Source organism: Vannielia litorea (assembly GCF_018424695.1).
Classification (GTDB): Bacteria; Pseudomonadota; Alphaproteobacteria; order Rhodobacterales; family Rhodobacteraceae; genus Vannielia; species Vannielia litorea_A.
Window position 1 is genome coordinate 1 of record NZ_QTNQ01000176.1, and the last position, 2,599, is coordinate 2,599.

Annotated in this window: 4 protein-coding genes; all 4 read left to right on the plus strand. The window is 69.5% G+C overall.

Annotated features, from left to right (window positions below; genetic code table 11):
• Positions 1 to 344: ATP-binding cassette domain-containing protein (locus DYI42_RS23710; RefSeq protein ID WP_213549572.1), on the plus strand; the 344-nt coding region annotated here is incomplete at its 5' end.
• Positions 345 to 450: 106 nt separating this feature from the next.
• Complete coding sequence (gene surE / locus DYI42_RS23715; protein ID WP_213549573.1) at positions 451 to 1,236, plus strand: 5'/3'-nucleotidase SurE; 786 nt, start codon at positions 451 to 453, stop codon at positions 1,234 to 1,236.
• Complete coding sequence (locus DYI42_RS23720) at positions 1,233 to 1,880, plus strand: protein-L-isoaspartate(D-aspartate) O-methyltransferase (RefSeq protein WP_213549575.1); 648 nt, start codon at positions 1,233 to 1,235, stop codon at positions 1,878 to 1,880. The genes surE and DYI42_RS23720 overlap by 4 nt, the downstream gene beginning before the upstream one ends.
• 53 nt (positions 1,881 to 1,933) lie before the next feature.
• Positions 1,934 to 2,599: LysM peptidoglycan-binding domain-containing protein (locus tag DYI42_RS23725; RefSeq protein ID WP_213549577.1), on the plus strand; the 666-nt coding region annotated here is incomplete at its 3' end.

The following is a 2,599-nucleotide window of genomic DNA, read 5'->3' on the forward strand; positions in this document are numbered from 1 at the left end:
CCCCCGGCCCCCGCGCCGACCGCCGCAAGGCAGTGGAAGAGGCGCTGGAAGACGTGGGCCTGCCCGGCTTCGGCCCGCGTGATCCGGCCACCCTCTCGGGCGGCGAGCAGGCCCGGGTCGCGCTCATGCGCACCCTGCTGGCCGAGCCGCGCGCGCTGCTGCTCGACGAGCCCTTCTCCCGCCTCGACGCCGCCCGCCGCGAAGAGGTGCGGCGGCTGGTCTTCGACCGGGCCCGCAGGCGTGGCCTGCCGGTTCTGCTCGTGACCCATGACGCCGAAGACGCCCGCGCCGCCGCCGGCCCCGTGGCCAAGGCCCTGCCGGGGCGCATCGCCACCGCCCGCTGACCCGCACGCCACAGTTGGCGGCCCGCTGCGGCGGCTCCAGCGCCCTTCCGCTTGTGAGTGGGCGGCCCCTCGCCTATTCAGGGGGCAAGACATCAAGCGGGGCAGGATGCGCATACTCATCACCAACGACGACGGTATCAACGCACCGGGGCTGGAGGTTCTGGAGCAGATCGCAACCGAGCTGGCCGGGCCCTCCGGCGAGGTCTGGGTCGTGGCCCCGGCCTTCGAGCAATCCGGCGTCGGCCATTGCATCAGCTACACCCACCCCACGATGATCGCCAAGCTGGGCGAGCGCCGCTTCGCCGCCGAGGGCAGCCCCGCCGATTGCGTGCTGGCCGGCCTCTATGACGTGCTGGAGGGCGAGCGCCCCGATCTTGTGCTCTCGGGCGTGAACCGTGGCAACAACGCCGCCGAGAACACGCTCTACTCCGGCACCATCGGCGGCGCCATGGAAGGCGCGCTGCAAGGGGTGCGCTCCGTCGCGCTCTCGCAGTTCTTCGGCCCCGGCAACGTGGAGCTGGACAACCCCTTCGAAGCCGCCGCCGCCCATGGCGCAAGCACCCTCCGCTGGCTGCTGGAGCATGGCGAATGGGAGGGCGAACGCTACAACACCTTCTACAACGTCAACTTCCCGCCCTGCGCCGCCGCCGATGCAGGCGAGATGAAGATCACCACGCAAGGCCGCAGAACCAAAACAAATTTCTCGGTCGAGCCCCACATCGCCCCCTCCGGCCGAAGGTTCCTCTGGATCAAGGGCGGCCCCCAGCACGAAAGCACCGGCCCGGGCACAGATGTGGCCGCCAACCTCGCCAACCACACATCGATCACCCCCATGCGCGCCGATCTCACGGCCCATGACGCGGTGGCGCGGCTTCAGGAGAAACTCGGATGAGCGACAGCTCCGAAGCGGAACGCAAGATGCAGTTCCTCTTCGCCCTGCGCTCCCGGGGCGTGACCGACAAGGCGGTTCTCTCCGCGATGGAAAAAATCGACCGCGGTCAATTCGTCCAGGGCCTCTTCTCCGAACGCGCCTATGACGACACCCCCCTGCCCATCGCTTGCGGCCAGACGATCTCGCAACCCTCCATCGTCGGCCTGATGACCCAGGCGCTCCAGCTCACCCCGCGCGACAAGGTGCTGGAGGTCGGCACCGGCTCGGGCTACCAGGCCGCCGTCCTCGCCCTGCTCGCCCGCCGGGTCTACACGGTTGACCGCTTCCGCCGCCTCACCCGCACCGCCGAGGCGCTGTTCCAGGAGCTGGGGCTGACCAATGTCACCACCTTCACCGCCGATGGCTCCCACGGCCTTCCCGAACATGCGCCCTTCGACAAGATCATCGTGACAGCCGCCGCAGAAGACCCGCCCGGCCCGCTCTTGGCCCAGCTACGCATTGGGGGTATCATGGTGGTGCCCGTTGGCCAGTCGGACGCGGTGCAAAGCCTTATCCGGGTGCGCCGGACAGAAGAAGGCCTGCACTACGACGAGCTGCGAGACGTGCGTTTCGTTCCGCTCCTCGAGGGGCTGGGCAAGGAGTAGTCAGGGAGGCCGCCCGCCAGAGGGGCCCCCGCCAGATTGAGGGAACGAGCACCATGCGTCTCACCGCAGCACTCGTCGCATCCGTAAGCCTGTTGGGGCTTGCCGCCTGTGAAGATTTCGATAGCGATTTCCGCGGCTTCGGCGGCGGCTTTAACACCACCTCCGCAGCCCAGAAAGCCACCGAGGCCCGCCCCCGCCCGGATGATCGCGGCATTCTCTCCTATCCCGGCTACCAGGTTGCCGTGGCCCGGCGTGGCGATACGGTCAGCACCGTCGCGGCCCGCATCGGCCTGCCCGAAAGCGAGCTGGCCGCCCGCAATGCGGTGCCCCCGGGCGCGCCGCTCAATGCCGGGGCCGTGCTGCTTCTGCCGCGCCGCGTGGCCGAGCCTTCGCCCGCCACCGGCGCCATCACCACCGGCCCGATCCGCCCGGCCGAGCAGGTGGACGTCGCCGTCCTGGCCGACACCGCGATCTCCCGTGCCGAGGGCACGATTACCCCCGCGCAACCGGCCCGCAAACCGCAAACCGGGCAAGAGCCCATCCGCCACGTCGTAAAGCCGGGTGAAACGGCCTACTCCGTCTCCCGGCTCTATGGCGTCTCGGTCAAGGCGCTGGACGAGTGGAACGGGCTGGATGACAAGCTGACCCTGCGCGTCGGCCAGACCCTCCTGATCCCGCCGGAAGCCGCCACACCGCCCAAGCGCACCACGGTCAACAAG

Bases quoted from the DNA above. Each gene is read 5' to 3' on its own strand.
- surE (WP_213549573.1), top strand. From the start codon at position 451: ATGCGCATACTCATCACCAACGACGACGGTATCAACGCACCGGGGCTG.
- DYI42_RS23720 (WP_213549575.1), top strand. From the start codon at position 1,233: ATGAGCGACAGCTCCGAAGCGGAACGCAAGATGCAGTTCCTCTTCGCC.